The sequence below is a fragment of the Micromonospora sp. PTRAS2 genome, assembly GCF_054052245.1.
Map to the genome: position 1 here is coordinate 350958 of NZ_JBSWBU010000005.1, position 25223 is coordinate 376180.

Annotated in this window: 24 protein-coding genes and 1 pseudogene; 13 read left to right on the forward strand and 12 right to left on the reverse strand. The window is 76.6% G+C overall.

Features of this window, described 5'->3' with window-relative positions:
* Window positions 1–59: 59 nt before the first annotated feature.
* From ACVMYR_RS19385 to ACVMYR_RS19395, 3 genes are all read right to left on the reverse strand, one after another.
* Window positions 60–1340, reverse strand: coding sequence for a cation:proton antiporter (locus ACVMYR_RS19385; RefSeq protein ID WP_077937204.1), 1281 nt, complete (start codon window positions 1338–1340; stop codon window positions 60–62).
* 176 nt (window positions 1341–1516) lie between these two features.
* Window positions 1517–2194, reverse strand: coding sequence for an HAD family hydrolase (locus tag ACVMYR_RS19390; protein ID WP_431897363.1), 678 nt, complete (start codon window positions 2192–2194; stop codon window positions 1517–1519).
* 30 nt (window positions 2195–2224) lie between these two features.
* Window positions 2225–4369 (reverse strand): ATP-binding SpoIIE family protein phosphatase, encoded by a 2145-nt coding sequence (locus ACVMYR_RS19395; RefSeq protein WP_457122362.1) that lies wholly within the window; start codon window positions 4367–4369, stop codon window positions 2225–2227.
* A 211-nt stretch (window positions 4370–4580) separates the two neighbouring features.
* On the opposite strand from ACVMYR_RS19395, the gene ACVMYR_RS19400 reads away from it, so the two are divergent.
* A complete protein-coding gene (locus ACVMYR_RS19400; protein ID WP_396788270.1) occupies window positions 4581–5456 on the forward strand; it encodes a mechanosensitive ion channel family protein in 876 nt (291 codons plus the stop codon).
* 76 nt (window positions 5457–5532) lie between these two features.
* Here the strand turns inward: ACVMYR_RS19400 and ACVMYR_RS19405 are convergent, their stop codons facing one another.
* Window positions 5533–5907, reverse strand: coding sequence for a DUF6401 family natural product biosynthesis protein (locus tag ACVMYR_RS19405; protein WP_077937208.1), 375 nt, complete (start codon window positions 5905–5907; stop codon window positions 5533–5535).
* Window positions 5908–6075: 168 nt separating this feature from the next.
* On the opposite strand from ACVMYR_RS19405, the gene ACVMYR_RS19410 reads away from it, so the two are divergent.
* Window positions 6076–6519: a hypothetical protein gene (locus ACVMYR_RS19410; RefSeq protein WP_077937209.1), complete on the forward strand. Its 444-nt coding sequence runs from the start codon at window positions 6076–6078 to the stop codon at window positions 6517–6519.
* Window positions 6520–6973: 454 nt separating this feature from the next.
* Here the strand turns inward: ACVMYR_RS19410 and ACVMYR_RS19415 are convergent, their stop codons facing one another.
* The gene (locus ACVMYR_RS19415) at window positions 6974–7186 is read right to left on the reverse strand and encodes a hypothetical protein (protein WP_043962874.1); all 213 of its coding nucleotides are present in this window, start codon (window positions 7184–7186) and stop codon (window positions 6974–6976) included.
* Window positions 7187–7349: 163 nt separating this feature from the next.
* Here ACVMYR_RS19415 and ACVMYR_RS19420 point away from each other — a divergent pair, with 163 nt between their 5' ends.
* Window positions 7350–8537: an MFS transporter gene (locus ACVMYR_RS19420; RefSeq protein ID WP_457122363.1), complete on the forward strand. Its 1188-nt coding sequence runs from the start codon at window positions 7350–7352 to the stop codon at window positions 8535–8537.
* Window positions 8538–8565: 28 nt separating this feature from the next.
* On the opposite strand, the gene ACVMYR_RS19425 is transcribed toward ACVMYR_RS19420, so the two are convergent.
* The 4 genes from ACVMYR_RS19425 to ACVMYR_RS19440 all read right to left on the reverse strand — a co-directional run bounded on the left by ACVMYR_RS19425 (window position 8566) and on the right by ACVMYR_RS19440 (window position 10932).
* Window positions 8566–8829, reverse strand: coding sequence for a hypothetical protein (locus tag ACVMYR_RS19425; protein ID WP_043962875.1), 264 nt, complete (start codon window positions 8827–8829; stop codon window positions 8566–8568).
* Between the two features lie 99 nt (window positions 8830–8928).
* Window positions 8929–9390: an SRPBCC family protein gene (locus ACVMYR_RS19430; protein WP_077937211.1), complete on the reverse strand. Its 462-nt coding sequence runs from the start codon at window positions 9388–9390 to the stop codon at window positions 8929–8931.
* Window positions 9391–9442: 52 nt separating this feature from the next.
* A complete protein-coding gene (locus tag ACVMYR_RS19435) occupies window positions 9443–9859 on the reverse strand; it encodes a DUF2795 domain-containing protein (RefSeq protein WP_091280002.1) in 417 nt (138 codons plus the stop codon).
* A gap of 89 nt (window positions 9860–9948) precedes the next feature.
* Entirely contained in the window at window positions 9949–10932 is a 984-nt protein-coding gene (locus ACVMYR_RS19440) for a YihY/virulence factor BrkB family protein (RefSeq protein WP_077937222.1), read from the reverse strand.
* A gap of 188 nt (window positions 10933–11120) precedes the next feature.
* Here ACVMYR_RS19440 and ACVMYR_RS19445 point away from each other — a divergent pair, with 188 nt between their 5' ends.
* Window positions 11121–11525, forward strand: a complete 405-nt coding sequence (locus ACVMYR_RS19445; RefSeq protein ID WP_043962878.1) for a ChaB family protein — start codon at window positions 11121–11123, stop codon at window positions 11523–11525.
* A 57-nt stretch (window positions 11526–11582) separates the two neighbouring features.
* Here the strand turns inward: ACVMYR_RS19445 and ACVMYR_RS19450 are convergent, their stop codons facing one another.
* Entirely contained in the window at window positions 11583–13016 is a 1434-nt protein-coding gene (locus ACVMYR_RS19450) for an aldehyde dehydrogenase family protein (RefSeq protein WP_396788272.1), read from the reverse strand.
* Window positions 13017–13088: 72 nt separating this feature from the next.
* Here ACVMYR_RS19450 and ACVMYR_RS19455 point away from each other — a divergent pair, with 72 nt between their 5' ends.
* Window positions 13089–14729 carry a phytoene desaturase family protein gene (locus ACVMYR_RS19455; RefSeq protein ID WP_396788273.1) on the forward strand — a complete coding sequence of 547 codons (1641 nt, stop codon included), beginning with the start codon at window positions 13089–13091 and terminating at the stop codon, window positions 14727–14729.
* 15 nt (window positions 14730–14744) lie between these two features.
* Here the strand turns inward: ACVMYR_RS19455 and ACVMYR_RS19460 are convergent, their stop codons facing one another.
* Together ACVMYR_RS19460 and ACVMYR_RS19465 are read right to left on the reverse strand one after the other, a co-directional pair.
* Entirely contained in the window at window positions 14745–15512 is a 768-nt protein-coding gene (locus ACVMYR_RS19460) for a polyprenol monophosphomannose synthase (protein ID WP_077937215.1), read from the reverse strand.
* Between the two features lie 159 nt (window positions 15513–15671).
* Complete coding sequence (locus tag ACVMYR_RS19465) at window positions 15672–16109, reverse strand: SRPBCC family protein (RefSeq protein WP_308291143.1); 438 nt, start codon at window positions 16107–16109, stop codon at window positions 15672–15674.
* Between the two features lie 203 nt (window positions 16110–16312).
* On the opposite strand from ACVMYR_RS19465, the pseudogene ACVMYR_RS19470 reads away from it, so the two are divergent.
* The 8 genes and pseudogenes from ACVMYR_RS19470 to ACVMYR_RS19505 form a co-directional block, all read left to right on the forward strand.
* Window positions 16313–17944 (forward strand): annotated as a pseudogene (locus ACVMYR_RS19470) (HAD-IIIA family hydrolase); the annotation flags it as partial.
* A 113-nt stretch (window positions 17945–18057) separates the two neighbouring features.
* On the forward strand, window positions 18058–19032 hold the full coding sequence (locus ACVMYR_RS19475; protein WP_396788275.1) for a glycosyltransferase: 975 nt from the start codon (window positions 18058–18060) through the stop codon (window positions 19030–19032).
* The gene (locus tag ACVMYR_RS19480; RefSeq protein ID WP_091279988.1) at window positions 19017–20234 is read left to right on the forward strand and encodes a glycosyltransferase; all 1218 of its coding nucleotides are present in this window, start codon (window positions 19017–19019) and stop codon (window positions 20232–20234) included. Before ACVMYR_RS19475 ends, ACVMYR_RS19480 begins: the two co-directional genes overlap by 16 nt.
* Window positions 20234–21016 (forward strand): D-sedoheptulose-7-phosphate isomerase, encoded by a 783-nt coding sequence (locus ACVMYR_RS19485; protein WP_457122364.1) that lies wholly within the window; start codon window positions 20234–20236, stop codon window positions 21014–21016. Before ACVMYR_RS19480 ends, ACVMYR_RS19485 begins: the two co-directional genes overlap by 1 nt.
* A gap of 12 nt (window positions 21017–21028) precedes the next feature.
* Window positions 21029–22513, forward strand: coding sequence for a PfkB family carbohydrate kinase (locus tag ACVMYR_RS19490; RefSeq protein WP_457122365.1), 1485 nt, complete (start codon window positions 21029–21031; stop codon window positions 22511–22513).
* Window positions 22510–23211, forward strand: a complete 702-nt coding sequence (locus tag ACVMYR_RS19495) for an SDR family oxidoreductase (protein WP_077937221.1) — start codon at window positions 22510–22512, stop codon at window positions 23209–23211. Before ACVMYR_RS19490 ends, ACVMYR_RS19495 begins: the two co-directional genes overlap by 4 nt.
* Window positions 23208–24182 carry a glycosyltransferase family 9 protein gene (locus ACVMYR_RS19500; protein WP_431897376.1) on the forward strand — a complete coding sequence of 325 codons (975 nt, stop codon included), beginning with the start codon at window positions 23208–23210 and terminating at the stop codon, window positions 24180–24182. The genes ACVMYR_RS19495 and ACVMYR_RS19500 overlap by 4 nt, the downstream gene beginning before the upstream one ends.
* On the forward strand, window positions 24166–25149 hold the full coding sequence (locus ACVMYR_RS19505; RefSeq protein ID WP_457122366.1) for a DNA topoisomerase IB: 984 nt from the start codon (window positions 24166–24168) through the stop codon (window positions 25147–25149). Before ACVMYR_RS19500 ends, ACVMYR_RS19505 begins: the two co-directional genes overlap by 17 nt.
* Window positions 25150–25223 lie beyond the last annotated feature (74 nt).

Consider the following 25223-nt stretch of genomic DNA (forward strand, 5'->3'; position numbering starts at 1 on the left):
ACCCCCACCCACCCTCGGCGATCTTGCAGTTGCGGCCCCTGGAGCGGGGCTTATGCCCGTTATTCCCGGGCCGTAAGTGCAAGATCGCGGGAGGTGGGGGAGCCGGTGCGTTCGCCTTCGTGGTCGAGGAGCTGCATGACCGGGGTGGCGGCCACCCCGTGCACCACCACCGACACGATCACCACCAGGCCGACCGTCGCCCACAGCAGCTCCGCCTGCGGGAAGTCGGCCTTCGTCGTCGCGTACGCCAGGTAGTAGAACGAGCCCACGCCCCGGATGCCGAACAGGGAGATCACCCAGTGCTCCGCCGGCCGGCCCGGCGCGCCGCGCAGCGACAACCAGGCGACCAGCGGCCGGACCACGAAGACCAGCGCCAGCCCGACCAACGCCGCCGGCCAGGTCAGCGGGGCGAGCAGCCCGCCGACCACCGCGCCGCCGAACAACAGCAGCAACAGGACCGTCAGCAGCCGCTCGACCTGCTCGGCGAAGTCGTGCAGCACCGAGTGGAACTCGTGGGTGCGCTCGGCCGCCCGGATCGCCCGCGCCGCCACGAACACGGCCAGGAAGCCGTAGCCGCCCACGACCTCCACCAGCCCGTACGCCAGGAACGTCGCGGCCAGCGCCAGGAACCCCTCGGCGTGGCGGGCCAGCCGCAACTGACTCGGGGCCCGGAAGAACAGCTTGCCGAGCAGCCAGCCGACCGCCAGGCCCCCGCCGACGCCGACGGCCAGCTTGTAGAGCACGTCGACGGTGAACCAGTCGACGAACCACTCGCGCGGGGCGAGCCCGGCGGTGGCGATGGCGATGGCCGCGTACACGAAGGGGAAGGCCAGGCCGTCGTTGAGGCCGGCCTCGCTGGTCAGCGCGAACCGCACCTCGTCCTCGGAGTCCTCCACGTCGGTCGGCTCGCCGACCTGCACGTCGGAGGCGAGCACCGGGTCGGTCGGGGCGAGCGCCGCGCCGAGCAGCAGCGCGGCGGCCGGCACCAGCCCCGCCCACCACCAGCCCAGCAGCGCCACCGCCGCGATGCACAGCGGCATCGCGATCGCCAGCAGCCGCCAGGTGGACGACCATCTGGCCCAGCTCAGCGGGCGGTCGATCTTCAGCCCGGCGCCCATCAGGGCCACGATCACGCCGATCTCGGTGAGGTGGGTGGCGATCTCGGAGTGCTCCAGCGGATCCGGGTCGGGCAGCCCGGTCGGCAGGATGAAGATCAGCATGCCCAGGCCGAGGAACGCGATCGGCATCGACAGGGGCCGGCGCTCCAGCACCCGGGGGAGGATCCCGGCGAGCAGGGCACCCAGCCCCACCACCGCGAACGCGACGTCTACCGGCTCCACGGCACCACCCTTCCGCCCCGCCCGCGAGATGCGGGCGAGTGGTGACGGACCTTGCCCCGTGGACGGCCGCCGTAAGCGTGCCCGCCGCAATCGATGCGCCGCGCCGCGCCAGGGCTGACCGCTGGGCACCCCCGGGGGTCAGCCCCGCGCGGTGCCGCGCTCCCCGCTCGCGGCGGTCAGCGCGGTGCCGCGAGCGGGGAGTCCGCCAGGGCCTCCAGCAGGGCGGCCGGGTCGTCGTAGACGGCCACCGCGCCCGCCCCGGCCAGCTCGCCCCGGCTGGTCCCGCCGCAGGTCAGCCCCACGCACGGGATGTCCAGCTTGCCGGCGGCGGCGACGTCCCAGACCGAGTCGCCGACGAAGACCACCCGGGACGCGTCGAGGCCGGACTGCTCCAACGCGGCCACCAGGATGTCCGGCGCGGGCTTGCTCTGCTCGGCGTCCGCCGCGCAGGTGACCGTGGTGATCGCGTCGTCGGCGTCCAGCGCCCGGCGCAGCGCCCCCACCTCGTGCGCGGCGGCCGAGGTGGCGAGCACCACCCGCAGCCCCCGGGCGGCGCAGGCGCGCACCAGGTCGGCGGCGCTGGGCAGCGGGACCAGCCGCTCCCAGTACTCGCCGTAGAGGCTGTCGTGGGCGTCGCGCAGCTTCCCGTCGGCGGCGCGGTCCCGTTCCGGGCCGAGCAGGTGGTCCAGGAGCTTGTCGGAGCCCATCCCGATGGCGCGGTGGATGGTCGCCATCGGCACCGGCTGGTCGGCCTGCCGCAGCGCCTCCCACCAGCTCACCGTGTGCAGATAGGTGGTGTCGACCAGGGTGCCGTCGACGTCGAAGAGGACGCCGCGCTGATTGTCGGTGGCCATGCGTGCCCTCCTACCCGGTCGGGGCCCGCCCTACCCGGCCGGGACGTCCCGTTGCCCGGCCGGGATGAGGATCTCGAACCAGACCGTCGAGCCACGGACCGTCGGGTCGGTGCCCCAGGCGTCGCTGAGCTGCTCGATCAGGCCGAGGCCCCGGCCCCGGCTGCTCAACGTGTCGGTGCGGGCCCGGGTCACGGTGCCCCGGGTGCCCGAGTCGGCCACCGACACCAACAGCCGCTCCGGGCTGAGGTCGATCTCGACGCGGGCGGCGGTGCCGGCGTGCAGCAGCGCGTTGGTCGTCAGCTCGCTGGTGCACAGCACCGCGGCGCCGACCACCGCCTCGGGCACCTGCCAGTCGGTGAGCTGGGCGGTCATCCAGTGCCGCACCCGGCTCGGCGCGGTCGGCTCCGCCGGCACCTCCATGCTCGCCGAACGGCTGGGGATCAGCGCGTGCTCCACGGCCAGCACCGCCACGTCGTCCTCCGTGGCCCCGGCGACGGCCGCCGTCGCCACCGCGCACAGCGCCCGGGGATCGCCGCTGGCCGCCCCCGCCACGGCGGCGGCCAGGCTGTCCAGCCCCGCGACGAGGCTCTGCCGCCGCCGCTCGACCACGCCGTCGCTGAACAGCAGCAGGGTGTCGCCGGGGGCGAAGCGGACCGTGGTGGTGCACGGGGCGCAGCCCAGCCCGAGCGGGGCGCCGGGCGGCACGTCCAGGTATTCCGCCACGGGCTCCCCGCCGGGCCCGCCCCGGCGCACCAGCGGCGCGGGGTGCCCGGCGCTGGCCAGCGTGAGCCGCTCCCGTTGCGCGTCGACCACCCCGAACACCACGGTGACGAACAGCTCCTGGCTGCCCGTCTCGGCGCCGAGGCTGCCCACGAGGCGGTCCAGCCCGGCGAGCACGGCGTCGGGCCGGGGGTCGGTCAGGGCCAGCGCGCGCAGCGCCGCCCGGACCTGGCCCATCCGGGCCGCCGCCTGCACGTCGTGTCCCGCCACGTCGCCGAGGACGACGCCCAGCTCGCCGCTGGGCAGCAGGAACGCGTCGTAGAAGTCGCCACCGGCGGCGTTGCCGTCGACACCGGCGTCGTAGCGGGCGGCGATCCGCAGCCGGGGCAGGTCCGGCAGGTGCTCCGGCAGCATGCTGCGTTGCAGCAGCTGGGCGGTGCCGTGCTGGGTCTCGAACCGGCGGGCGCGCTCGGCGGCCTGGCCGATCAGCTCGGCCGAGGCGGCCAGCAGGGCCCGCTCGGCGGCCGACCAGGCGCGCGCCGCGTGGTATCCGACGGTGAGCCCGCCGCGCAGCGCCGACGTGCGCAACGGCTGGGCGGCCAGCGCCCGCACCTTCTGGTCGTGCCGGTCCACCGCGATGTCCCGCAGCGGCTGCCCGTCGGAGACGAACTGGGCGACCCCGCTGCGCGCGGCGACGATCAGCGGCCCGGTGGAGTCGGCCGACGAGCGCCGCCACAGCGGGGGCAGCCGCTCGTCGGCCTCGTCCAGCAGCTCGCCGCGGACCCGCCGCACCGTCCGCCACCCCGCCCCGTCGTCGACGCCGAAGGTGACCCGGTCGGTGTCGAACGCGGTGAGCAGGTAACGCAGGGCAACCCGGGCCACGTCGTCCAGGGTGAGCGTGCCGGCCAGCGCGGCGGCCACGTCGCTGAGGCTCTGCAACTGCTCGGTGACCTGGCTGGTCTCGGCGGTCACGGTCAACACCCCGACGATCCGCCCCGCGCTGTCGCGCACCGGGGAGTGGCCCCGGGTGAACACCGCCTGCCCCCGGGCGTCGGGGTGCTGCCGGTCGAACGGGAGCACCGCCTCCCGCTCCAGCGACGACTCGCCCTGCCGGTAGGCGCGCTCGAACGCGTCGCCGACACCCGGCTCGCCCCACACGTCGGCGAAGACCTCGCCGGCCGGCCGGCCCGCCGCGCCGGGGTGGCGGTCGCCGATGAGCGTCGCGTACGCGTCGTTGTAGAACAGCAGGAGGTCCTCGCCGAGGGCCAGCGCCATCGGCACCGGCGAGGCGAGGATCAGCTCGGCCGCGCCGCGTACCAACGGGTCCCAGTGCTGGGGCGGGCCGGCAGTCGTCGCGGCCCGGGAGCGGCCGGTGACGACGCCCGCGGCGTCGGAGGCGGACGCCTCCGCGGCGGGCGTTGCTGGCGTGGGGACTCGCCCGACCGTGCCTGGCATGTCCGCAGCCTAGCCGGAGCGCCCCGCCCACGGCCCGATCGCGGGGCCGACCCGCGTCGAGCGGCCGCCCGGGGCCGGAAGCCGATGCCCGTCAGCGCAGGTCAGGGCCGCTCTGGGTGGCGATGTCGGGAAATTCGGTACGCGTCGCGCGGCGTGCGGCGCACCGAGGCGGGTATGCGCGCGCCGAAGTCCATGCGACAGGAGGGACACCATGCAGAAAACCCTCGCGGTCGGGCAGGTAGACATCGGTACGGCCCTGACCGATATGTGGAGGTCGGTGCTGCTCTTCGTCCCGAGGGCGATCGCGTTCATCGTGATCCTCGTGGTGGGGTGGCTCATCGCCAAAGCGGTCCTCAAGATCGTGGACGCGGCACTGGAACGGGTGGGGTTCGACCGTGCGGTCGAACGGGGTGGGATCCGGCGCGCGCTGGAACGCACCAAGTACGACGCCAGCGACATCCTGGCGAAACTGGCGTACTACGCCGTGCTGCTGTTCACCCTGCAGTTCGCCTTCGGAGTGTGGGGGCCGAACGCGATCAGCGACCTGATCCGGGGCGTGGTCTCGTGGCTGCCCCGGGCGTTCATCGCCATCGTCATCGTGGTGGTGGCCGCCGCGATCGCCAACGCGGTGCGGGACCTGGTCACCGGCTTCCTGGGCGGCCTGTCCTACGGCCGGGTGCTGGCCGACGTGACGGCGATCTTCATCCTGGCGCTCGGTGTCATCGCCGCGCTCAACCAGGTGGGCATCGCCACCACGGTCACCACGCCGGTGCTGATCGCGGTGCTCGCCACGGTGGCCGGCATCCTGATCGTCGGCGTCGGCGGCGGCCTGGTGCGGCCGATGCAGAACCGCTGGGAGGGGTGGCTCGACCGGGCCGCCGAGGAGTCCCGGGCGCTGCGGGAGCACCGCCAGGCGCAGGCCACCGGCCGGGGCGACGTCGAGCGGCGGATGGCCGACCGGGGCGCCGAGCGCGCCCGGGCCATGCCCGAGGGGTCGATGACCGGCGCCCGCGGGGGGCAGGGGACGTACCGCTCCGGCAACATGCCGGGCGACGAGACCCAGCAGTTCGGCCGCCCGGGTAGCTGACCGGGGGTGGCACGAGACGGAGGGGGCCCGTACGGGTCCCCTCCGTTCTCGGCTGCGGCCCGCGTCCCGGGTGTGGTCAGAGCGTCGGCAGCGGGGCCGGTCGGGCGTCCAGGGAACGGGCCAGGGCGCAGACCGCGAGCAGGCGGGTGAGCAGCCAGTCGGCTTCGGCGAAGTCCGTCGAGCGGGTGGGCGGCTGCCAGCCGTGCTCGCGCGCCGCGTCGCGGACGCCCTCGGCGTAGCCGGCGAGTGCGGCGGGGGTCAGCGGCCGGCGGTCGCCGCCCAGGGCGTCCCGGACGGCGGCGGCGTGCTGGTCGACCTCGGCCAGCAGCCCTGGGCACGTGGCGGCGGCGGCGAGCCCGGCGGTGCCGATCGAGACCGTCAGCACGGCGAGGGCTGAGCTGGCGGAGTCCACGGCGGAGCGGCCCGGGGCCCGGTTCGACGGCACACGCATGAGGACCGAGGCTAACCGGCCGGTAACCACGCGCGCCTCCGCCGCTCGGCCGGTCCCGGGTCCTCCACCGGTCGGCCGACACCCCGGCCGCCGGGATTGACCCGGCCGGCGCGGGGCAGAAGGGAGAACGGGTCGACACCGGCGCGACCGGCACCGTGGAGGGACGCAATGGGACAGCAGGACCAGCCCGACGAGCGGCACCGCCGCCCCGCCGGGGTCGGCGACGACACCGTCGAGGCGCTCGGCAAGCTCAGCGAGGCGCTGGAGACCGTCGAGCGGGCGCGCGGGCACCTCTACACGCTGCACCAGCTCGTCGGCCACGCGGACCTGATGCTCGACGACGCCGTCGAGAAGTTCCGCGCCGCCGGGCACGACGCGATCGCCGACCGGATCGCCACCGACCTGCTCGGGCGCAACGTGATCGCGGGCCGGTGGACCTTCCAGATCGTCGAGGACTTCGACGACGGCTACTACGCGTTGTTCCGGGACCTCGACCGGCAGGCCCGCGACGAGCTGGTCGCCGGCCGGCGGCACCTGTACGAGGCGGAGATGAAGGAGCGGCGGCGCACCCGGGGCCGCCCCGGCCACGAGGCGCGCCCGGCCGGCGAGTGACACCGGGCCGGCGACGGACCCCGGGCCCGGCGGCGGCGCTCGCCCGGCGGGGGCCGGCGCGGGGTCCGGCCCGGCCCGGCCCGGCGCGCGGCAGCGGGCCGTCCGCCTGCGGCCTGCGCTCGTGTACGCCCGCCGAGCCGTCACCCTGCGTTGTCCCCAAGGGTGGGGTCGCCACGGCCCGGTGAACCCCTTTGCTCTGCACCCGGATACGCAACGGTTTACTCAGCGCAACCGCACGCGGCGGCCCTCGCCCGGCGGGGTTTCGGACATCCCCAGCTAGTCCCGGGTGTTGCGTGGGTGGGTGCAGAGCAAAGGGCGGAGCACTGGTGGCGCAGGCTGGATTGGGTGTGACCCAGCGTGAGGTGCCGACCGGTCCGCGGTGTTGCTGCCGCCGCCGTCACCTTCGGTGACCGACCTGGTGGTCCGGCGAGCGGGCCAGCGCGTCGCCGCCGCGCTAGTCGGAGGAGCGCGCGTTCGCCGGGCGACGCCGGGAGGCGTCGTCGGCGATGATCACTGTGGCGACCATCAGGGCGACGCAGAGGCTGAACAGCCACGAGTCGTCGGTGGCGAACTTGGCGGCGACCGGCGCCTGGACGGCGGCGAGGAGGAAGCCGAGCCAGGCGAGGCGACGCTGACGAACGGTGAGGAAGCCGGAGCCCTGTTGCATTCGGAAAGTCTTGCGCGACGCGCCGGGATCGCCGTCACCCGATCGGACGATTCTGGATGACCTGTCCGGGTTTCCGGCCGGACGTACCGCACTTTTTGGCGTTTCGGGGGAGGCGCGGGAAGTCGTTGGTCGCCTCCGCCGGGGTGAGGCAGGATGGTCGACCGTGTCCACCCCCGCGTCGCCCCGTCCCGCCCTGCTCCTGCTCGCCTACCTCGCCTTCGTCAGCCTCGGCCTGCCCGACGGACTGCTCGGCGTCGGCTGGCCGTCCATGCGGGCGGACTTCGACGTGCCCACCGAGGCCGTCGGCCTGATGCTGACCGCCGGGACCACCGGATACCTCACCGCCAGCGTGCTGGCCGGCTTCTCCCTGGCCCGGCTCGGCGTCGGCCGGCTGCTCGCCGGCAGCACCCTGCTGGCCAGCCTCGCGCTCACCGGGTACGCGTCCAGCCCGGGGCTCGCCGTCACGACCGGCTGCGCGCTGCTGCTCGGGCTCGGCTCGGGGGCGATCGACTCCGGGCTCAACGCGTACGCGGCCAACGCGTTCGGCCCCCGTCACATGAACTGGATGCACGCCTTCTTCGGCCTCGGCGTCGCCATCGGCCCACTGATCATGACCGCCGTGCTCAGCGCCGGCCTCTCCTGGCGCTGGGGCTACGGCATCGTCGCCGCCGCCCAGCTCGCCCTCGGCACCGCCTTCGCCCTCACCGTGCGGGCCTGGGCCGACCGGTCCGCCCCGGCCCCGTCCGCCGCCGGCCCGGCCCCGCTGCCCACCACCGACCCCGTCCGGGTACGCGACACGCTGCGCCTGCCGGCCGTCTGGCTGGGCTCCCTCGCGTTCGCCGTGTACGTCGCCATCGAGATCGCCGCCGGCCTGTGGGCGTTCCTGCTGCTCACCGAGGGGCGGGGGCTGGCCGCCGGGGTGGCCGGCGTCTGCGTCTCCGGGTATTGGGGGAGCCTGTTCCTGGGGCGGGTGGTGCAGGGCTTCGTCGCCGAGCGCCTCGGCACCGGGCGGGTGCTGCGCGCCAGCCTGCTCGGCATGGTCGCCGGCGCGGTGCTGATCGCCCTGCCCGCGCCGGCCTGGGTGGCCGTGGCCGGCCTGCTGGTGCTGGGCTTCGCCGCCGCGCCCGTGTTCCCGCTGCTCACCCTGGGCACCGCCGAACGGGTCGGCGCCGCGCACGCCGACCGCACCATCGGCGTGCAGATCGCGGCGGCCGGGCTGGGCGGGGCGCTGGTGCCCAGCGGCATCGGCGCGCTGGTCGCGTACACCTCGGTCGAAGCCCTCGGGCCGGCGCTGGTGGTCCTCGCCGCGGCCCTGACCACCCTGCACGCCGTCGCGTCCCGCCGGCCCTGACCGCCACCGGCGGGGCGGCGGGCGGCCGTCACATCGTGTCGGGGCCGGTCCGTCCCGTGGTCGACGGCCGGTACGCCCGCTCCGCGTCGGTGCGCTCCCGCTCCCGGCCGGCCGGCGACGCGCCCCGGTCCACCGCCTCCGGGCCGTGCCCGAACGCGGCCTCCTCCCCGGCGTCGTTGCCGGTCACGTCGTCGGCCTGCCCGTCGAGGGTCGACCGGGCCAGCGCCCGGTCCAGCTCCTCCAACGGGAGCCGCTGCTCGTCGCGCCACACGTGGCTGTCGTTGTCCGTCATGCCCTTCGCGGTACCCGGGGCCGGTGATCGCAAACGGCCCCGGGCGCGACGATGGCCGCCGGATGCCGGCGGCCAAGGTCAGCTCGTGCGGGGGAAAGGTCAGGGCTGGGGACGGTCGACGCTGCCGCGCCAGGCGCCGGTCTCCTGACCGCGCCGCTCGATGAACTGCTTGAACCGTTCCAGGTCGCCCTTGGCCCGGCGGTCGACGACGCCGAGCTTGTCGCCGGCCTGCTCCACCACGCCGTGCGGCTCGAACTCCAACTGGAGGGTCACCCGCGTGTTGGCCTCGTCGAGGCGGTGGAAGGTCACCACCCCGGCCTGCTGGGTGCCGCCGGTGGAACGCCAGGCCACCCGCTCGTCGGGCAGCTGCTCGGTGATCTCGGCGTCGAACTCGCGCTTGACCCCGGCGATCTCCACCGTCCAGTGGGTCTTCGTGTCGTTGAGCTGCCGGACCTCCTGCACCCCCTCCATGAAGTGCGGGAACTCCTCGAACTGCGTCCACTGGTCGTACGCGGTCCGGATCGGGACGGACACGTCCACGTGCTCGGTGACGCCACTCATCAGCAATCCTCCTCAGTGCGCGGGTGCGGGGCGGGCCGGGGGACGGTCCCCCTCACCAACGCGTCGTCTCGTTCCTGTGGCCGAGGGCGGCCCACACCTCGGACACCGTCTGGTAGCGGGTGCCCGGCGGCAGCCCCTCCAGGGCGGCGACCAGGTCCTCCGGCGCGTCGTTGTCGCGCGCGTTGGCGACGAGCGCCTCCCGGTCGCCGGGCAGGGCGGTCATCGTGATGAACCGTCCGAGCCGGCTGCGCTGCTCCACGTCGGTGGAGCTCATCCCCTGCGGGGAACCGGTGCGCAGCTCGCCCGCCGGGGCCGTGGTGGCCTCCGGCTGGTCCTCGCCGGCCGGCTCGGGCTGGCGGAACTCGTCCACCCGCGAGCCGCCGGTGCCGGGGCCCTGGACCAGGCCGCTGACCTCCTGGCTCATCTGCTCGTCGACCCTCGGGCTGTGCTTGCTGCTGCCACGTTCCATGCCTTCTGCGCTACCCGGGGCGGAGGCCGGTAAACCGACACGGCCGCCCGGCCGACGTGACCCGGCACCGGTCGGCGGGGCGCCGGCCGTCACGGACCGGCAGGGCTGCGCGGCGGCAGCACCGGCTCCTCCGGGTCCGGCTCGCCGGCCTGCAACGCCCGGCCCCGCTGCAGCTCGGCGTTGATCTGCACGCCCAGCATCAGCGCCGAGTTGGACAGGTAGAGCCAGACCAGGAACGCGATCACCGCGCCGAGGCTGCCGTACGTCACGTCGTACGAGCCGAAGTTCGCCACGTACAGGCCGAAACCGAACGAGGCCAGCGCCCAGGAGACCAGGGCGACCGCGCCGCCCGGGGTGAGCCAGCGGAACCGGGGCTGGCGCACGTTCGGGGCGATCCAGAACAGCAGCGACAGCAGCACCATCATCACCATGGCCAGCACCGGCCACTTCGCCACGCCCCACACCGTGCGGGCCAGCCCGCCCGCGCCCAGCAGGTCGCCCACCGCGTCGGCGACCGGGCCGCTGACGATGAGCCCGGTGGCCACCACGGCCAGCAGCAGCATGGTCACGGCGGCCAGCCCGATCTGCAACGGGCGCAGCTTCCACACCGGCCGCCCCTCCTGCACCCCGTAGATGGCGTTGGACGCCCGGGTGAACGCGCCGATGAACCCCGACGCCGACCACAGCGCGCCGAGCAGACCGAAGCTGAGCAGCGTCTTCGCGCCGCCGCTCTGGTCGACCACGCCCCGCACCACGCTCACGAACCCCTCGTTGCCGACCACCGACCCGGCCCCGACGTCCCGGGCCAGGTCGATCACCGTGTCGACCGTCCGCTCGCCGTCGGAGACCAGCCCGACCAGGGCGACCACCACGATCGTCGACGGGAACAGGGCGAGCACCCCGTAGTAGGTGAGCGCGGCGGCCCAGTCCGCGCAGTTGTCCTTGACGAAGTTCCGGCCGCTGCGCACCAGCACCCCCCGCCAGGTGGGCCAGCTGAGCTGGCGTACCCGGCGGGGCCGCCGTGCCCGCCCGTCGTCGAGGACCGCCGTGTCCGGTTCCGTCGTCGCTGCCATGACCGCCCCCTGCGTCCCGGGCGGCGGGGTGACCGGCACCCGGCGCTCGCCTGGCCCCGCCCGTACCCAGCGCCGGAAATCGACAAACCCGACACGGGGCGGGGCGCTCCGCCGCGCGGGCCGGCGGTTTGCCCAGGCGGCCGGGGGGAACGGTCAATCGGGAAGCAGTCGACGCGGAGGAGGACGACATGCCCGGGCGCGAGGTACTGCCCAGCACGCTGCGGCGCTCCCCGGAGAAGGCGCAGCGCACCTGGGAGAAGACGCACGACTCGGCGGTGGAGACGTACGGCGAGGGGGAGCGGGCGCACCGCACCGCCTTCGCCGCCGTCAAGCACGAGTTCGAGAAGGTCGGCGACCACTGGGAGCCGAAGGGCCGCAAGGGGCCCAGCGACCAGCAGGCCGCCGGCGGCGGGCCGGCGCGACGCGCCCCCACGGCGGGCGGCGTCGACGCCAACGCCACCAAGGACCACCTGATGGCGGTGGCCCGCAAGCTGGACGTGCCCGGCCGGTCCCGGATGACGAAGCCGGAACTGGTCAAGGCCATCGAGAAGGCGAACAACAACGCCACCCGCAAGGCGCGCGGGGGCCGCTGACCGGCCACGACAGCGCGGGGCCCGGGGCCGCACGGTCCCGGGCCCCACGCCGTACGCTCACCAGTGGCCGCCGCCCGGCGCCTCGATGTGCACGGCCTTCGTGGCGGTGAACTCGTCCAGCAGCTCCGGGCCGTAGCCGAAGCCCTGGCCGCTGCCCCGACGCGGCTGCGCCGCCCCGCCCGGCGCGCCGCCGAACACGGCGTTGACCTTCACGGTGCCGACCGGCAGCTCCCGCCAGGCCCGCTGGGCGTGACTCATCGAGCCGGTGAGCACCGTCGCCGCCAACCCGTACGGCGAGTCGGCCGCGCACCGCAGCGCCTCGCTGAACGAGTCGACCACCACCACCGGGGCGACCGGGCCGAACGTCTCCTCGCGCACCAGCGTCATCTCGTGCCGGCAGTCGACGACCACCGTCGCCGGGTAGAACGCCCCCGGCCCGTCCGGCAGCACCCCGCCGGCGCGCAGCCGCGCCCCGCCGGCCACCGCCGCCGTCACCTGCCCGTGCACGTGGTCGCGGTGCCGCCGGTCGACCAGCGGCCCCAGCTCCGTGGCCGGGTCCCGCCCCGGCCCGACCCGCAGCGCCCCGGCCCGCCGCACCAGCGCGTCGACGAAGTCCTCCGCCACGTCCCGGTGCACGTAGATCCGCTCCACCGCCACGCAGATCTGCCCCGCGTTGGCGAACGCTCCCAGCGCCGCCTGCTCCGCCGCCCAGACCGGGTCGACCCCGGCGTCGACGACGAGCGGGTCGCTGCCACCGTTCTCCAGCAGCACCTTCGCCCCGGTGCGGGCCGCCGCCGCGGCGATCTGGCGGCCGGTGGCCGTCGCGCCCACGTGTGCCACCACGTCCACGTCGCCGCCGGCCAGCGCCGCGCCGACCTCCGCGCCGCCGGTGAGCAGCGACAACACCCCCGGCGGCAGGACCTCGTCCAGCGCGCGGGCCAGCAGCCACCCCGTCGCCGGGGTGCGCTCGCTCGGCTTGTACAGCACCGCGTTGCCGGTCACCAGGGCCGCGCCGAGCAGCCCGCAGGAGACCGCCACCGGGTCGTTCCACGGCGTGATCGCCGCGACCACGCCGCGCGGCTGCGGCGCCATGAAGTCGATCGACTCCGCGCCGCCGAGCAGCGTGCGCCCGCCCCGCACCGGGGCCAGCTCGGCGTACTGTCGCAGGGTGCCGACGCCCGCCTCGACGCCGCCCCGGGCGTCCGCGACGGGCTTGCCCATCTCCGCCGTCACCGCCGCCGCCAGCTCCTGCGCCGCGGCCTGCACCGCGTCGGCGGCCCGGTGCAGCGCGGCGGCCCGCTCCGCCGGGTCCGTCGCCGCCCACCCGGGCGCGACGCCCCGCGCGGCCTCCACCGCCTTGCCGACCTCGTCCGCCGTCGCCACCGGCACCGTGCTGACCGGGCGGCCGTCGGCCGGATCGTGGACGACCAGCTCGCCCCCCGCGCCGCCGGCACCCCACACCCCACCGATGAGCTGCGCAACCGTGTACATGCGGCGGTGCATCCCCCGGCCCCGGCGCGGCAAACGCGTTTCGCCGCGAGTGGCCCCGGGTAGGCGGGTCGGATGACCTCGACCGGCATCCCCACCGCCGCCGCGTCCGGCGGGCCGACCGGCCCGGAGAGCGCCGACGCGGTCGTCGTCGGCGCGGGCCACAACGGCCTGGTGGCCGCCAACCTGCTGGCCGACGCCGGCTGGGACGTGCTGGTGCTCGAGGCGACCGGCGCGCCCGGCGGGGCGGTGCGCTCCGCCGAGGTGACCGTCCCCGGCTACCTGAGTGACCTCTACAGCTCCTTCTACCCCCTCGGGTACGCCTCCCCGGTGCTCGCCGGCCTCGACCTCGACCGGCACGGGCTGCGCTGGACCCACGCCCCCGACGTGCTGGCCCACCTGCTGCCCGACGGGCGGGCGGCCGTGCTCAACCGGGACCTCGACGCCACCGCCGCCTCGCTGGCCGCGTTCGCGCCCGCCGACGGGGAGCGCTGGCGGCACGCGTACGCCGACTGGCTCGACGTGGCCGGGCCGATGCTGGCGACCATCACCACCCCCTTCCCGCCGGTGCGCGGCGGCGTCGGCCTGCTGCGCCGGCTGCGGGTCGGCGGGGCGCTGCGGCTGGCCCGCCGGCTCGTCGTGCCCGTGCGCAAGCTCGGCGCGGAGCTGTTCGACGGCGAGGGCGGCACGCTGCTGCTGGCCGGCTGCGCCCTGCACACCGACCTGTCACCGGAGGAGGCCGGCTCCGGCGTCTACGGCTGGCTGCTGGCCATGCTCGGGCAGCAGGTCGGCTGGCCGGTGCCCGTCGGCGGGGCGCAGCGGATCACCGACGCGCTGGTCGACCGGCTCACCGCGCGCGGCGGCCGGATCGTCCACGACGCGCGCGTCGACCGGGTGCTCACCGCCCGGGGCCGGGCGATGGGGGTACGCACCGTCGACGGCCGGGCCTGGCGGGCCCGGCGGGCCGTCCTCGCCGACGTCCCCGCCCCCGCCCTCTACCTCGACCTGGTCGGCGCGGCGGCGCTGCCGCCCCGGCTCGTGGAGGACCTGGCGCACTTCCGCTGGGACGGCTCCACGCTGAAGGTCGACTGGGCGCTGTCCGGGCCGGTGCCGTGGACCAACCCGGCGGTGGCCGGGGCCGGCACCGTGCACCTCGGCGCGGACCTCGACGGGCTGACGACGTACTCCGCCGAGCTGGCCCGGGGCCAGGTGCCCCGCGAACCGTTCCTGCTGGTGGGGCAGATGAGCGTCGCCGACCCGAGCCACTCCCCGCCCGGCACCGAGTCGCTGTGGGCGTACACCCACCTGCCGTTCCGGCGCGACTGGCGGGCCGAGGACGTCGCCGCGCACGTCGCGCGGATGGAGGACGTGCTGGAGGCCGCCGCCCCGGGGTTCCGCGCCCGCATCCTCGGCCGGCACGTCGCCGGCCCGGCCGACCTGGAGCGGGGCGACCCGAGCCTGGTCGGCGGGGCGCTGGGCGGCGGCACCGCGGCGGCGTACCAGCAGCTCTTCCTGCGGCCGATCCCCGGCCTGGGCCGCGCGGACACCCCGGTGGACCGGTTGTATCTGGCCAGCGCCTCCGCGCACCCGGGCGGCGGGGTGCACGGCGCGCCGGGCGCGAACGCCGCCCGGGCCGCGCTGGCCCGCGACCGGGCGTTCACCGGCGGCCTGTACGCGGGCGTGATCGGCGCGGCGCACCGGGCGGTCTACCGCTGAGCGCCCCCCGGCGCGTCAGCCCTCGATGTTGCGGTGCCGGGTGCGCAGCTTGAACGGCATCAGCGCGCTCTCGATCTTGGTGGCGGTGGTCATCTTCGAGGCGCCCTCGCGGCGCTCCTCGAACCGGATCGGCACCTCCAGGATCGTGTGCCCCAGCTTCGTGGCCAGGTAGTGCATCTCCACCTGGAAGCTGTAGCCGTTGGACTGCACCCGCTCCAGCCCGATGTCGCGCAGCGCGTCGGCCCGCCAGATCTTGAAGCCCGCCGTGAGGTCGCGGATGCGCACCCGCAGCAGCGTGTGCACGTACAGGTTGGCCCAGCCGCTGAGCGCGCGACGGTAGAGCGGCCACGCCTCGTCGAGCTGCCCGCCCGGCACGTACCGGGAACCGATGACGACACCCGCCTGCGTGGACAGCAGCGCGCCGAGCATGCCGGGCAGCGCCTCCGGCGGGTGCGACAGGTCCGCGTCCATCTGCGCCACGTATTCGGCGCCGCCGTCGAGGGCCCGGCCGATCCCGTCGACGTACGCCCGGCCGAGGCCCTCCTTGCCGGCGCGGTGCACGACCTGGACCCGGTCGGGGTGCTCGATGGCCAGCTTGTCGGCCACCTCGCCCGTCCCGTCCGGGGAGTTGTCGTCGGCGACCAGCACCTTCAGGCCCGGCAGCGGCAGCGCGAGGAGCCGTTCGACCAGGACCGGGAGGTTCCCCGCCTCGTTGTAGGTGGGAACCACGACGGTCAGGCGTGCGTCCCGCCAGGGGGCGGGCAACTGCACGGGTTCGATCATGACGGACATCCTCGGTTTGCCGACAGGTTTACCTGAGAGGGTAGCCAGTTGCCCGTTCCATGTCGTAATGGCTCCCCGTCCGGCGCGTGCGACACGCCGTGCGCAGGGCGGGGAGCCGGGTGACGCGCCGGAACCGGGCCGGCGGGCCGGGCCGGCGCGTCACCGGTCCGCCTTCTGCCGGGTCGCGATGTCGGACAGCCGGCGCAGCGTCTCCTTGTTGCGCTGGTGCAGCACCAGGTCGTTGAGCTTGGTGCGGACCCAGCGCAGCGGGCCGGCGGCGAAGTCCTCGCCGATGCGCACCCGCGTCGCACCGTCGCCGACGGGTTCCAGGGTGAAGACCACGGTCGCCTCGCCCGCCGGCCACAGCCCCGCCTTCAGCACCAGCCGGTGCGGCGGCTCGCAGGCCAGCACGGTCGAGGCGTCCTGGAGGGAGAACGGCCACGGCCCGGCCTTGTGGTGCAGCCGCGTGCCGACGCGGGGCCAGGCGTCGTCCACGTCGCGCACGTGCACCGTGCCCACCACCCAGTCGCTGTACGTCCAGCCGTCGGCGAGCACGTCGAACACCTGCTGCGGGGGTGCCTGGATCACTTTCTCCACAATCGCCACTTCGCCCCCGTACCCCGCTCCCGGCGGCCCCTAACGAGCCGGGCGGGTTAGCTTCTCGGCGGCGGCGGGTATCGCGGCACCGGAGGAGTGGCGGGGCGGCGGGTGTCGCCGCACCCCCGGCGGCGGGCACCGCGCCGCCGGCGACGTTTACTCCCCGGGGCGCAGGGAACCCGCCGCCCGTGCGACGGGACCAGATGGAGCCGGATCAGCGCAGGTCAGCCCGGGTCGACCCGGGTCCTGGCCGGGGCGGGTCCGGCGGTGTCCTGTTCGACGCGGTGCTGCTGGACCGCGACGGCACGCTGGTGGAGGACGTGCCGTACAACGGCGACCCCGACAAGGTGCGCCCGCTGCCGGGCGCGCGGGAGGCTCTGGACCGGCTGCGCGCCGCGGGCCTGCGGCTGGCCGTGGTGACCAACCAGTCCGGGCTGGCCCGGGGCTGCTTCACCGAGGGGCAGCTGGACCGGGTGCACGCCCGCATCGAGGAGCTGCTGGGCCCCTTCGACTCCTGGCACGTCTGCCCGCACGACGATGACGCCGGGTGCGACTGCCGCAAGCCCGCCCCGGGCCTCGTCCACGCGGCGGCGGCGCGGCTGGGCACGACGCCGCAGCGCTGCGTGGTGGTGGGGGACATCGGGCGGGACATGGCCGCCGCGCTGGCCGCCGGGGCGCACGGGGTGCTGGTGCCGACGCCGGTCACCCGGCCCGAGGAGGTGGCGGCCGCCCCGTGCGTACGCCCCACCCTGCCGGCGGCGGTCGACGAGATCCTGCGCCGGCAGGCCGCCGTGGCCCCTGGCCCGCCCCGCGCGGCGGGCACCGTGCTGGTGGTGCGCAGCGACTCCGCCGGCGACGTGCTGGTCACCGGGCCGGGCATCCGGGCGGTGGCCGCCCACGCGCGGCGGGTGGTGCTGCTGTGCGGGCCGCGCGGCCGGGCGGCGGCGGAGCTGCTGCCCGGCATCGACGAGATCGTCGAGTGGCCCCTGGAGTGGATCGACCCGGACCCGGGCCCCGTGGACCCGGACCGGACCCGCCAGCTGGTGCGGCGCCTCGCGGCCGTGGGCGCCGACGAGGCGGTGATCTTCACGAGCTTCCACCAGTCGCCGTTGCCGCTGGCGCTGCTGCTGCGCCTGGCCGGCGTGCCCCGGATCGCCGCGATCAGCGACGACTACCCGGGCAGCCTCCTCGACGTGCGCCACCGGGTGCCGGCGGGGGTGCCCGAGCCGGAGCGGGCGCTGTCGCTGGCCGCCGCCGCCGGCCACGCCCTGCCCGGCGACGACCAGCCCCGGCTGCGCCTGCGCCGCGACGCGGTGCCGGCCCCGCCGCCGCGACTCGACCGGCCCGGGTACGTCGTGCTGCACCCCGGCTCGACGGCCACCGCCCGGGCCTGCCCGCCCGAACTGGCCGCCCGGATCGTCCGCGCGCTCGCCGGGGCGGGCCACCGGGTCGTGGTCACCGGGGGACCCGGCGAACGCGAACTCACCGCCCGGGTGGCCGCCGCCGGCGGCGTCGACCTCGGCGGGCGCACCGGCCTGGCCGAACTCGCCGGGATCATCGCCGGCGCGTCCGCGCTCGTCGTCGGCAACACCGGCCCCGCCCACCTGGCCGCCGCGCTCGACGTGCCCGTGGTCAGCCTGTTCGCCCCGACCGTCCCGTACGGGCAGTGGGGGCCGTACCGGGTGCCCACCGTGCGCCTCGGCGACGCCGGGGCCGCCTGCCGCGACACCCGTGCCGCCACCTGCCCCGTCCCCGGGCACCCCTGCCTGGCCGGGATCGACCCCGGCGCGGTCCTCGACGCGTTGCGCCTGCTCGGCGTGCACGCCGGCACGCCCGCCGGCCCGGCCGGCGACCACGGCGCGTCCGACGGACCGGGCGGATCGGGCCGTGCGGCGGCCGGCCCGGCGGACCGGGTGGCCGTGCCGGCCGGCGGCGGCGGGAGCGGCCGATGAACATCCTGGTCTGGCACGTGCACGGCTCCTGGACCACGTCCTTCGTGCACGGCAGGCACCGCTACCTGGTGCCCGTCACCCCCGACCGGGGCCCCTACGGCCTCGGCCGGGCCCGCACCTACCCGTGGCCCGACAACGCCGTCGAGGTCACCCCCGGGGAGCTGCGCCGGGCCGACGTCGACCTGGTCGTCCTGCAGCGCCCCGAGGAGTTCGACCTGGCCTGCGACTGGCTGGGCCGGCGGGTCGGCCGGGACGTGCCGGCGATCTACGTCGAGCACAACACCCCCAAGGGCGACGTGCCCGACACCCGCCACCCGATGGCCGACCGCGACGACCTGCTGCTCACCCACGTCACCGGGTTCAACGAACTGTTCTGGGACAACGGGGCCACCCGCACCGCCGTCGTCGAGCACGGCGTCGTCGCCCCGGCCGTCGAGTGGACCGGCGAACTCGACCGGCTCGCCGTCGTCATCAACGAGCCGGTACGCCGCTGGCGGGTCACCGGCACCGACCTGCTGCCCCGCTTCGCCGAGCTGGCCCCCCTCGACGTCTTCGGCATGGGGGTGACCGGGCTGGCCGACCGGCTCGGGCTGCCCGCCGACCGGGTCGCCAGCCACGACGACGTGCCGCAGGAGCGGATGCACGCCGAGCTGGGCCGGCGGCGGGCGTACCTGCACCTGTGCCGGTGGACCTCCCTCGGGCTCAGCCTGATCGAGGCCATGACCATCGGCATGCCGGTCGTCGCGCTCGCCACCACCGAGGCCGTGGTGGCCGTCCCGCCCGAGGCCGGCGCGCTCTCCACCCGCGTCGACGACCTGCTGGGGGCCGCCCGCCGGTTCCTCGACGACCCCGAGGCCGCCGCCCGGGCGGGCGCGGCGGCGCGCAAGGCCGCCCGGGACCGCTACGGGCTGGAGCGTTTCCTCGCCGACTGGGACCGGCTGCTGGAGGAGGAAGTATGCGCATCGCGATGATCTCGGAGCACGCCAGCCCGCTCGCCGTCCTCGGCGGCGAGGACGCCGGCGGCCAGAACACGCATGTCGCGGAGCTCTCCGCCGCGCTCGCCGCCGCCGGTCACGACGTGCGGGTCTACACCCGCCGCGACGCGGTGGACCTGCCGGTGACGGTCCGCGCCCCCGACGGGTACGACGTGGTGCACGTGCCGGCCGGCCCGGCGGAGCCGATGGCCAAGGACGCGCTGCTGCCGCACATGCCGGCGTTCGGCCGCTGGCTGGCCCAGCGGTGGCGGGGCGGGGACTGGACGCCGGAGGTGATCCACGCCCACTTCTGGATGAGCGGACTGGCCGCGCTGGCCGCCGGCCGGCGCACCGGCGTGCCGGTGGTGCAGACGTACCACGCCCTCGGCACCGTGAAGCGGCGGCACCAGGGCGCCCAGGACACCAGCCCGCCCGGCCGGATCCGCGACGAGCGGGAACTGGGCCGGGCCGTCGACCGGGTCGTGGCCCAGTGCCAGGACGAGGTGAACGAGCTGGTCCGCCTCGGGGTGCCCCGCGACCGGATCAGCGTGGTCCCGTCCGGGGTCAACCTCGCCACGTTCGCCCCGCTCGGCCCGGCCGTCGGGCGGGACCCGGGCCGGGCCCGCGTCCTCACCGTCGGCCGGCTGGTGGAACGCAAGGGCTTCCAGGACGTGATCCGCGCGATGCCCCTGGTGCCGGACGCCGAGTGCGTGGTGGTGGGCGGCCCGCCCGAGGGGCTGCTGGAGACCGACCCGCACGCCCGGCGGCTGCGGGCCCTGGCCCGCGAGTGCGGCGTCGCCGACCGGGTGCGCCTGGTCGGGGCGGTGCCCCGGGAGGAGATGGGCCGCTGGTACCGCTCCGCCGACGTGCTGGTCGCCGCCCCCTGGTACGAGCCGTTCGGGCTGACCCCGCTGGAGGCCATGGCCTGCGGCGTGCCCGTGGTCGGCACGGCCGTCGGCGGGCTGACCGACACCGTCCTCGACGGGGTCACCGGTGACCTGGTGCCGGCCCGGGACCCGCGCGCGCTGGGCGCCGCGATCCGGGGTCTGCTCGACGACCGGATCCGCCGGTTCGCGTACGCCGGGGCGGCCCGCGACCGGGCCCGGCGCAGCTACTCCTGGGCGGCCACCGCCCAGCGGCTGGCGGAGGTGTACGGCGCGGTGGCCGCCGTGCGTCGGCCCACCCGGGTGGTCGCCTGATGGCCGCCGCCCGCCCGGCCCGGCCCACCACCGGCTCCGCCGGCCCGGCCGGCCCCGCCGCCGCGTCGGTGCTCGACGCGCACCTGGCCGCCCTGGCCGCCGCGCTGCTGCCCTACCGGCGCTCGGAGGAGCTGCTGGCCCGCTGGGGCGGGGAGCTAACGCACCGGCTGGCCGCCGGCGGCCGGCTGCTGGTGGCCGGCAACGGCGGCAGCGCCGCCGAGGCGCAGCACCTCACCGCCGAACTCGTCGGCAAGCTGCGCGACGACCGCGAGCCGCTGTCGGCCATCGCCCTGCACGCCGAGACCAGCGCGCTCACCGCCATCGGCAACGACTACGGCTACGACGAGGTCTTCGCCCGGCAGGTCCGCGCCCACGGCCGGCCCGACGACATCCTGCTGCTCATGTCGACCAGCGGGGCCAGCGTCAACCTCGTCGCCGCCGCCCACGCCGGCCGCGACGCCGGGCTGCGCTGCTGGGCGTTCACCGGCCCCACCCCCAACCCCCTCGCCGACGCCTGCCACGAGACCCTGGCCATCGCCTCCCCCGACAGCCAGGTCGTCCAGGAGCTGCACCTGGTCTCCACCCACGTGCTCTGCGAGTACGTCGACCGGGTGCTCCCCGCCGCACTGGCGGCGGCGGGTCGCACCCCGTTGCCACCGGCCGCCAGCGGGGCGGCGGGCCGCGCCGTGCCGCCGGCCGCCGGCGCGCCGGACGGTCCGGTGCGTGCCGGGGTCGAGGTGGTGCTCGACGACGGTACGGGCCGGCAGGCCGAGGCGGGATGAGGAGGCGAGCTGATGACGGGACCCGTGGTGGTGGTCGGTGACCTCCTGCTCGACCGGGACGTCGAGGGGGTGGTGAACCGGCTGTGCCCGGACTCGCCGGTGCCGGTCCTCGACGAGTCCACGGCCGTCGACCGGCCCGGCGGGGCCGGGCTCGCGGCGGTCTTCGCGGCGGCGCAGGGCGCCGAGGTCGCGCTGGTGACCGCCCTCGCCGACGACGCGGGCGGGGCGCGCCTGGCCGAGCTGCTCGCCGCTGCGGGAGTGCAGGTGTACGCGCTGCCACTGCGCGGCACCACCTGCGAGAAGATCCGGCTGCACGCCCGGGGCCGGGTGCTCCTGCGCCACGACCGGGGCGGGGCGGCGGGGGAGCCCGGGGAGCCGAGCGAGGCCGTGCTGCGGCTGCTGGCCGCCGCGTCCGCCGTGCTGGTCAGCGACTACGGCCGGGGGATGGCCCGCCAGCCGGCCCTGCGGGCGGCGCTCGCGGGCACCCGGGCGCCGGTGGTGTGGGACCCGCACCCGCGCGGCCCGGCCGCCGTGCCGGGCGTGCACCTGGCCACCCCGAACGAGTCCGAGGTGCGCGAGCTGGTGAAGGCCGCGCCGGGCGGGTCCCGGCTGGCCACCGCGTCGCGGGGCGCGCAGGAGCTGCGCCGGCGCTGGCGGGCCGGCGCGGTCACCGTGACCCTGGGCGGCGACGGGGCGCTGCTCTGCCACGCCGGCTCCACGCCGCTGGTGGTGCCCGCGCCGGCCAGCGCCGAGGGGGACACCTGCGGCGCGGGCGACCGGTTCGCCGCGACCGCCGCCATCGCCCTGTCCCGGGGCGCGCTGGTCTCCGAGGCGGTGCAGGCGGCCGTCACCGAGGCGTCGGGGTACGTCGCCGCGGGCGGAGTGGCCGCCGCCCTGCCGGCACCGGTCCGGGCCGCCGCCGCGCCGCCGTCGCGCCCCGGCGGGCCCCGGATCGGGGTCGCCGCCGCTGCCGAGGTCGTCGCCGGGGTACGCGCGGCCGGCGGGACCGTGGTGGCCACCGGCGGCTGCTTCGACCTGCTGCACGCCGGGCACGTGGCCACCCTGGAGGCGGCCCGGCAGCTCGGCGACTGCCTCGTCGTCTGCGTCAACTCCGACGCGAGCGTGGCCGGGCTGAAGGGCCCGGACCGGCCGGTGGTGCCGCAGGGCGACCGCAGCCGGCTGCTGGCGGCGCTGGGCTGCGTCGACGCGGTGCTGGTCTTCGACGAGCCCACCCCGGAGGCGGCGCTGACCTGGCTGCGCCCCGACGTGTGGGTCAAGGGCGGCGACTACGCCGGCGGCGGCGAGCCGGCGCTGCCCGAGGCGGAGGTGCTGCGCCGCTGGGGCGGGCACACGGTGGTCGTGCCGTACCTCGACGGGCGCTCGACCACCGACATGATCGCCGCCGCCCGCGCCACCGGCGGGACGAGCGGGCCCCGGGCGCCGGGCCTGCGGGTGGGCGTCGACGTGGACGACACGACGATCAGGGGGGCACGATGAGCGCGAGCGCACCGGGAGCCGGGCCGACCGTACTGGTCACGGGCGGGTCCAGCGGGTTGGGGGCGGCCGTGGTGGCCGCCGTGGCGAAGGCCGGCGGCCGGCCGGTGGTGCTGGACCGGCACGCACCTGCCGACGGGGTGCCCTGGGTCGAGTGCGACCTCGCCGACACCCGCGCCGCCGAGGCCGCCACCCGGCACCTCGCCGAACGCTCCGGCGGCCTCGACGCCGTCGTCACCGCCGCGGGGATCGACGTGCCCGGCCGGCTCGCCGACGTTCCCGGCGACACCTGGGAGCGCATCGTGACCGTCGACCTGCTCGCCACCGCCGCCGTCATCCGGGCCGCCCTGCCCTGGCTGGAGGCGGCCCGGGGCAACGTGGTCACCGTCGCCTCCACCCTCGGCGTCAAGGCCGTCAGCGACGCCACCGCGTACTGCGCCGCGAAGTTCGGCGTCGTCGGCTTCACCCGCGCCCTCGCCGCCGAACTCGCCGGCTCCGTCGGCGTCACCCTGCTCGTCCCCGGCGGCATGCGCACCGCGTTCTTCGACGAACGCGACGCCCAGTACCGGCCCGGCCCCGACGCCAGCCTCAACGACCCCGCCGACACGGCCGCCGCCGTCATGTTCGCCCTCTCCCAGCCGCCCGGCAGCGCCGTGCGCGAACTGGTCGTCTGTGCCGAGCGGGAATCGTCGTACCCGTGATCCTCGCCCTGCGTGCCCTCGGCGTCGGCGACCTCGCCACCGCCGTGCCCGCGCTGCGCGCGCTGCGCGCCGCCCACCCCGACCGGGAACTCGCCCTGGCCGCCCCGGCCTGGCTGGCCCCCCTCGTCGACCTCGTCGGCGGCGTCGACCGGCTCGTGCCGGCGACCGGGCTGGCCCCCCTCGACCGGCCCGACCCGCCCCCGGACCTGGCCGTCAACCTGCACGGGCGCGGCCCGCAGTCGCACCGGCTGCTCGCCGCCACCCGGCCGCGGCGGCTGCTCGCCTTCGCCAACCCCGACGCCGGGCACGCCGACGGCCCCGACTGGCGACCCGGCGAACACGAGGTCGACCGCTGGTGCCGCCTGCTGCACTGGTACGGCATCCCCGCCGACCGCACCGACCTCGCCCTGCGCCGCCCGCCCGCCGGCCCGACCCCGGCCGGGGTGAGCGTCGTGCATCCGGGCAGCAAGATCCCGGCGAAGCGCTGGCCCGCCGGGCGCTTCGCGGCGGTGGCCCGCGCGTTGGCCGGGCGCGGCCACCGGGTCGTGGTCACCGGGTCGGCCGACGAGCGGGCGCTGGCCGGGCGGGTGGCCCGTCGGGCGGGGCTCGCGCCGGAGGCGGTGCTCGCCGGCCGCACGGACCTCGGCGGGCTGGCCGCCCTGGTGGCGCACGCCCGCCTCGTGGTCAGCGGCGACACCGGCGTCGCCCACCTCGCCACCGGCTACGGCACCCCGTCGGTGGTCCTCTTCGGCCCGGTCCCGCCGACCGGGTGGGGGCCGCCGCCGGAGCGGCCGTGGCACCGGGCGCTGTGGGCGGGGGAGCAGGGGCCCGGCGGGCCGGAGGGGGATTGGTCCGCATCTGCCGGGGTAGGTACCGATCCGGTGTTGGCGGCGATCGGCGTCGGCGAGGTGCTGGCCGCCGTGGCGGAGGCGGAACAGGCGGTGCGAGTTGCCGGTGCGGTTACGGCGTAGCGACCCGGGCAGGCCCGGCTACGGTCGCCGGCGGCGCGGCCGGGGCTGGCTCTTCCTCGACCCGGCCGGCGACCCGGTCCGCGACCCCGGCGAGCTGGCCCGGCTGCGGGACCTGGTGATCCCGCCCGCCTGGCGGGACGTGTGGATCTCGCCGTATCCGAACGGGCACATCCAGGCCATCGGCGTCGACGCGGCCGGGCGCAGGCAGTACCTCTACCACGCCCGGTGGCGGCAGCAGCGCGACGAGGCGAAGTTCGACCACGTGCTGGAGGTCGCCCAGCGCCTCCCCGTGCTGCGCGAGCGGGTGGGCCACGACCTGTCCGGCCGGGGGCTGAACCGGGACCGGGTGCTGGCCACGGTCGCCCGGCTGCTCGACATGGGCACGTTCCGCGTCGGCAGCGACCAGTACGCCGTCGGCGACGACGCCACCTTCGGCGTGGCCACGCTGCGCCCCGAGCACGCGCGCAGCCGGGGCGGCTGCGTGGTCTTCGCGTTCCCCGCCAAGGGCGGCGTCGAACAGGTGCGGCGCATCGAGGACCCGCAGCTGTGCCGGGTGCTGAGCAACCTGCGTCGCCGGCGGCGCGCCGCCGAGCGGCTGTTCGGCTACTGGGACGGCCGGGGCTGGCGGGACGTGCGCAGCGACGAGGTCAACGAGTACCTGCGCGACGCCAGCGGCGGCGAGATGACCGCGAAGGACTTCCGCACCTGGCACGCCACCGTCCTGGCGGCCACCGAACTGGCCGGCCACGCGCCGGCCCGCTCCGTGACGGCCCGCCGCCGGGCGGTGGCGACGGTGATGCGGCAGGTCGCGGAACTGCTGGGCAACACGGCGACCGTCGCCCGCACCTCGTACGTGGACCCCCGGGTGGTGGACCTGTTCCACGACGGCGTGGTCGCCCCGGTGGGGCCGGGGACGCCCCGCGCGGAGGCGGAGCTGCGGGTGCTGGAGCTGCTGGCGGACGCCTGAGGGCCCCGCCGCCGGTCCCGGCGGCACCGGGCGGCCGCCCGCGACCGTCGTGTCGCGGGCGCCTCGCCACGGCC